Here is a 6,806-nt window from a genome sequence, read left to right on the forward strand (position 1 = left end):
GCAAGGTACGCCACAACGGTGTTCCGCTGCGGTTGGGCGCCGCGGGCACCGACACCGTGGTCGAGGCCGAGGTTGCCGGGCCGTTGCGGTGCAGCCACTTCGACGCGTTCCGCTTCTTCACCCCGGATGCGGCGCCACGCAATGTGGGCTCGCCCAGCCACGCCACACAACAGGATTGGGAACAGCCTGGTTGCCTGCACGCAAACATGGATCTGTACAAATGGTCGCACAAGTTGAGCCCGCTGATCGACTCCGAGACGATGCTCGACTGCCTGGAGCTGGCTGCGGCTGCCCGTGAGATCGACATGCGGGCCAGCCCGTATGACCTGGCCGACTACGGATATACGCCGATCGCCGTCGAGGACGCGGCGGGCCGTGCCGAATATGTGCGTTGCCAGAAGGCCATCGCCACACGTGCCGAGCCGTTGCGAGCAGCGCTGCTGGCACGGTGTGACCTGCTGCTGCAGGCCGCCGGTTGCCGGTAATGGCGATGCTGGCCGGTAGGCTGACATTTGGTTTCGATTGGTAAGTGCGGAGGAAAAGATGACGGATCGCGTGTCGGTGGGGAACCTGCGCGTCGCTCAAGCGCTGTACGACTTTGTCAACACCGAGGCTTTGCCCGGCACCGACATAGACCCCGACAGCTTCTGGGCGGGCGTCGACAAGGTAGTCACCGACCTGCAGCCGCAGAACCAGGACCTGCTGGCGCGTCGCGATCAGCTGCAGGCTCAGATCGACAAGTGGCACCGCCAGCACGTCATCGAGCCGCTCGACCCCGAGGCATACCGCGAGTTCCTCACCGAGATCGGTTACCTGCAGCCAGAACCGGCTGATTTCACCATCACCACCGCGGGTGTCGACGATGAGATCACCACGACGGCAGGGCCGCAGCTGGTGGTGCCCGTGCTCAACGCGCGGTTTGCGTTGAACGCCGCCAACGCCCGATGGGGCTCGCTGTACGACGCGCTGTACGGCACCGACGTGATCCCGGAAAGCGACGGCGCCGAAAAGGGCACCAGCTACAACCGGGTTCGCGGCGACAAGGTGATCGCCTACGCCCGCAAATTCCTCGACGAGGCGGTTCCGCTGGCGTCGGGCTCGTGGACCGGTGCGACAGGGCTCAGTGTCGAAGACGGCCAGCTGCAGGTCGCGACCGCCGACGGTTCGGTCGGGCTGGCCAGCCCGGAGAAGTTCATCGGCTACACGGGCGAGCTCGGCTCCCCCGCCTGGTCGGTGCTGCTGGTCAACCACGGATTGCACATCGAGATCTTGGTCGACCCGGAATCGCCGATCGGCAAGACCGACGCCGCCGGCATCAAGGACGTCGTCCTGGAGTCGGCGATCACCACGATCATGGACTTCGAGGACTCGGTGGCAGCCGTCGACGCCGACGACAAGGTGCTGGGCTACCGCAACTGGCTCGGGCTGAACAAGGGTGACCTGTCCGAGGAGGTCGACAAGGGCGGCAAGACCATCCACCGCGTCCTCAACCAGGACCGCACCTACAAGACGCCCGCTGGCGGCGAGCTGACCCTGCCCGGCCGCAGCTTGCTGTTCGTCCGCAACGTCGGCCACCTGATGACCAACGACGCCATCGTCGTGAGCGACGGCAACGGTGCTGAACACGAGGTGTTCGAAGGCATCCAGGATGCGCTGTTCACCGGCCTGACCGCGATTCACGGCCTGAAGACCGGCGACGGCAACGGGCCGCTTACCAACAGCCGCACCGGGTCGATCTACATAGTCAAGCCGAAGATGCACGGGCCGGACGAGGTCGCGTTCACCTGCGAGCTGTTCAGCCGCGTCGAGGACGTCCTCGGCTTGCCGCAGGGCACGCTGAAGGTCGGCATCATGGACGAGGAGCGCCGCACCACGGTCAACCTCAGGGCGTGCATCAAGGCCGCCGCGGACCGGGTCGTGTTCATCAACACCGGTTTCCTGGACCGCACCGGCGACGAGATCCACACCTCGATGGAGGCGGGTCCGATGATCCGCAAGGGTGCGATGAAGAGCACCACCTGGATCAAGGCCTACGAGGACAACAACGTCGACACCGGGCTCGCCGCCGGCTTCAAGGGCAGGGCGCAGATCGGCAAGGGCATGTGGGCCATGACCGAGTTGATGGCCGACATGATGGAGCAGAAGATCGGCCAACCGAAGGCCGGCGCGACCACGGCGTGGGTGCCCTCGCCCACGGCGGCCACGCTGCACGCCATGCACTACCACTACGTGGATGTGGCTGCGGTGCAGGAAGAGCTCCAGGGCAAGAAGCGCGCCACCATCGACGAGCTGCTGACGGTCCCGCTGGCCAAGGAACTGGCCTGGGCGCCCGAGGAGATCCGCGAAGAGGTCGACAACAACTGTCAGTCGATCCTTGGTTACGTGGTGCGCTGGATCGACGCGGGTGTGGGCTGCTCGAAGGTGCCCGACATCCACAACGTCGCGCTGATGGAAGACCGCGCCACGCTGCGGATTTCCAGCCAGTTGTTGGCCAACTGGCTGCGGCATGGCGTCATCACCGAAGAGGATGTGCGCGCTAGCCTGGAGCGAATGGCTCCGCTGGTGGACGAGCAGAACGCCGGTGATTCCGGGTACCTGCCGATGGCTCCCAACTTTGACGACAGCATCGCATTCCTGGCCGCCCAGGAGCTGATCCTGGAGGGCGCGCAGCAACCGAGCGGGTACACCGAGCCGATTCTGCATCGGCGCCGGCGCGAATTTAAGGCCCGCGCCCATGAGTGAGGTCTGTCCGGGGAGTATCGACTAGCCCCATGACTAGACGTTGCAGGCACCTCCGGCGCCCAGGAGAGGACCGGCATGGGTAGGCACAGAGCTCCTGATGACGACGACGAACCGGCCGACGAATCGTCGGACGACTATCCCGGGCCGGAGGACTTCGGGGACGCCGGCGCCGATCGCGAACCAGGGAATTTCCCGTCCGACGAACCTCCCTACACCGATTCGTTCTCCGCACCGCGTTATCCGACTCGGCCGCCTGAGGAATTCGACGACGACTTTGACGACCACCGAGGGTTTTTCGACTTCGACGACCCCGCTGACGACCACCGCGACGACATCGCCCGCCCGGAGCAACCCGAACGGGACCTGCCCCCCGCCGACCTTGATCCGCCGGACGACTTCCCCGGCTTCCCGCGACGCGAGCAGGGGCCCCCGCCCCCGCCGTCTCAGACCGGCGGGCATCGAGGCCTGCCTGGGTTTGGTGGTGGTCACCGCAACGAGGCCGGCCGACGCGGCGTCAGCATCGGGGTGATTGCCGCCCTGATCACTGTCGTCGTCGTGGTCGGCGTAATCATCCTGTGGCGTTTCTTCGGCGACGCGTTATCCAACCGCTCGCACAGCGCGCGATGCGTCGGCGATAAACAGCCCGTCGCCGTCATCGCCGATCCGTCGATCACCGACCAGGTGCAGCATCTCGCCGAGCGCTTCAACTCGATTGCCGCACCGGTCGGCGATCACTGCGTCTCCGTCGGCGTTAAATCCGCCGGCTCCGACGCGGTCGTTGACGGCTTCATCGGGAAATGGCCGGCAGAGCTGGGCCAACGACCGGCGCTGTGGATTCCCGGCAGCTCGATATCGGCCGCGCGGCTGACCGCGGCGGCGGGCAAGGAGACTGTTACCGACAGCCGGTCGCTGGTCACCTCGCCGGTGGTGCTCGCCGTGCGACCCGAGCTTCAAAAAGCGCTCGCCGATCAGAAGTGGGCGACGCTGCCCGAGCTGCAGACCAAGCCGGACTCGTTGGCGGCATTGAAGCTGCCGGCGTGGGGTTCGCTGCGTCTGGCGCTGCCACTCGGCGGCAACAGCGACGCGGCATACCTCGCCGGCGAGGCGGTGGCGGCGGCATCCGTGCCGCAAGGTGCGCCGCCGACCGATGGCAGCGGCGCCGTGCGAACACTGATCGGCGGCCAGCCCAAGCTCGCCAACAACTCGCTGGACGAGGCGATGAAAGCGCTGCTGACGTCCGGCGATGCGGCGACTGCGCCGGTGCATGCCGTGGTCACGACCGAACAGCAACTGTTCGCCCGCGGCCAGTCGTTGCCCGACGCGGGTAGCGCGCTGAACTCGTGGCTTCCGCCGGGCCCGGCCGCGGTCGCCGACTACCCCACTGTGCTGCTCAGCGGGTCGTGGCTGTCGCAGGAGCAGGTGACGGCGGCCAGCGAGTTCGCCCGGTTCATGCACAAACCCGATCAACTCGCCGAGCTGGCCAAATCCGGTTTCCGCGCCGAGGGCAACAAGTCACCGAAGAGCGATGTCACCAGCTTCCCGGCGCTGCCGTCGACGCTGTCGGTCGGCGACGACGGAACGCGCGCGGCCCTGGCTAACGTGGTGTCGGCGCCGGCGAGCTCACCGGCGGCGATCATCATGCTCGAGCAGTCGATGGTCACCGAAGAGGGCGACAGGACCCGGCTGGGCAACGTGGTCACCGCGCTGGACGACCGCATCAAGTCGCTGTCGCCGAGCGCCGTGATCGGGCTCTGGACCTTCGATGGCAAGGAGGGTCGCTCGGAGGTGTCGGCCGGGCCGCTGAGCGATCAGGTCGACGGCAAGCCGCGGTCGGAGGTGTTGCTGGCGGCGCTGGATCGACAGCACGCCACGTCAGGCGGGGCGGTGTCGTTCACCACGCTGCGGCTGATTTACCAGAACGCGCTGGCCAATTTCCATGCCGGACAGACGAATTCGGTGCTGGTGATCACGGCCGGGCCGCACACCGATCAGAGTCTCGGCGGCGAAGGATTGCAAGAATTCATCAAGCAGAGCGCCGATCCGGCCAAGCCGGTGGCGGTCAACGTCATCGACTTCGGGTCCGACTCCGATCGGGCGACCTGGGAGGCTGTCGCGAAGTTGTCCGGCGGCAGCTATCAGAACCTCGCCACCTCGGCGTCGCCGGACCTGGCCACCGCGATAACCAAGTTCCTGAGCTGACCCGCTCGTTATCGGCATCCGCGGCAAACGTCTTCGGTCGATCCGCTCCGCGGGCGGACAGTGCTCCTGTGAAGGAGTATCGAAACGGCTCAGCTTATTTTCGATCGATCAGTGACCCAACTGGGCGTCCCTGCATGTCAATGCCCGACGCCCACAACAACATGATCTCCTTTGTGAACTCCGCGCTGTTCTGACAAATCGGACAGATGTGTGACCGGCATCGATTACAACGCGCTGAGCTGGGGGCGTTGCGGACCTTCCTGCGAGCCACGGCGGTCACCGGATCAAAGGTCGAGCGAATCGGACGAAAAGTCCAAGGGGCAGACGCGGGCCGCGCCGACCGGTTAGCTGTTAGCCGCCCATCTTCGCGCCATCCGCACTCACCGCCGGGCGTTCGGCGCCTCAGCCGACCGTTCGATAGTCCGGTAGACCGGAAGAAAATTCCGGATATACGGACAACTCCGGCTTTATTGGGCACACGGGCAATTTTTCGCTGTTTCTTATCTGAATTTCAGGTAGAGTGCCGTCAGCCCTGTGAGGTGCGTCACAGCAATCAGGAGGATGGATCGTTATGCAACAAGCGCTTCGCCCCTACGCCACCGCTGGTATAGCCCTCGTGGGCGCCAGCATGATCGCTGTTACTCCGACGGTGGTGCCGCCCCCGACTCCGCAGGTGCGGTCGGTGAAACTGGTCGACGCTTGGTCGGACCTGATCAGCAACACGACGGCCAACATTGACAGCATCGTCAGCAATGCCAGCTCGTCAGACATCACGCAACTTTTTAACGAGCTCGTCACCAACCCGTTCGGCGTGATTGAAGCGTTGGCGAACTTCGACCCGACCGTCACCACGGACCTCACGTCGCTTCCCGCCACGATCTCGGTGGAATTGCCGCCGGGGCTCGAGCTCGCGATCGCCGGCCTCGGGGCGACGGGCGCAACGCTCACCACGCTCGAGACCGTTGCCCAACAGCTGCAGACCGACCCGTCGTTGAGCAACATCTCCGAGGGTCTGGCCACCGTCCTGAACTCCTACCTCAACGGCGCGCAAGAAGTCAGCCTGCTGGACGGCGCCATCACGATTCCGCTCTACAACGGCCTGCTGGCCCCAGAAACATCCGCGAACATCGACATCAACCTGACCAGCCTGATCGACGCGCTGGGCCTGGGCAACACGCCCCTGACCGACCTCGACCTCAGCAACTTGTTGAGCCAGCTCGGGCTGGGTGACCTGAACTTGGGTCAGTTGTTCGACGACCTGGGGCTCGGCGACCAGGGCCTGGGCACACTGCTTGCCAACCTGACCGATCCGATAACCACGCTGGGCGGTTTGTTGAATCTGCTCGGCCTCAATGACCTTGGTTTGGGCAACCTCGACCTGACGAACATTTTGAGCACTCTGGGTCTGGACGTGAACCTGAGCAGCCTGAGCCTGAACACTGTGCTGAGCGCGTTCCACATCGACGGAACGATCACAACAGGTCTGTCCGGTCTGTTGAACGAGTTGTTGGGTTCTGATGCTTTCACCTCGGAAGGGCTGGGTTCAGTCATCGCGACGCTGCCGACCAGCTTGATCGACGGCGTCTTGGGCCCGCTGAATACCACCCTCGGCACGCTGCTGGACCCGCTCCTGAGTGTCCCGGGCCTCGGGACTCTGCTTACTCAGGCCTTGAGCGACGCCGGCCTGAACCTCGACAGCCTCTTGGATGCCAGCAACCTCGAGGCCGCATTGGACCACGTCACCATCGCCGACTTGTTGGGCACCGGTCCAAGCATCGATGAGAGTGTTAGCAGCCTGCTCGCCGCACTTGGCGTCTCCGTTCCGACCGATCTGTCTATCGCCAATATCCTGGAAGGCCTGGGCG

3 protein-coding genes and 1 pseudogene are annotated in these 6,806 nt (G+C 65.0%); all 4 read left to right on the forward strand.

Annotated elements, in window-relative coordinates; genetic code table 11:
* Positions 1-485 (forward strand): annotated as a pseudogene (locus tag VN856_RS06635) (3-methyladenine DNA glycosylase); the annotation flags it as partial.
* Between the two features lie 58 nt (positions 486-543).
* Complete coding sequence (locus tag VN856_RS06640) at positions 544-2,742, forward strand: malate synthase G (protein ID WP_325687346.1); 2,199 nt, start codon at positions 544-546, stop codon at positions 2,740-2,742.
* Between the two features lie 75 nt (positions 2,743-2,817).
* A complete protein-coding gene (locus tag VN856_RS06645; RefSeq protein WP_325687348.1) occupies positions 2,818-4,941 on the forward strand; it encodes a substrate-binding domain-containing protein in 2,124 nt (707 codons plus the stop codon).
* 571 nt (positions 4,942-5,512) lie between these two features.
* Positions 5,513-6,806: hypothetical protein (locus tag VN856_RS06650; protein WP_325687350.1), on the forward strand; the 1,294-nt coding region annotated here is incomplete at its 3' end.

The organism is Mycobacterium sp., from assembly GCF_035603715.1.
Taxonomy (GTDB): domain Bacteria; phylum Actinomycetota; class Actinomycetes; order Mycobacteriales; family Mycobacteriaceae; genus Mycobacterium.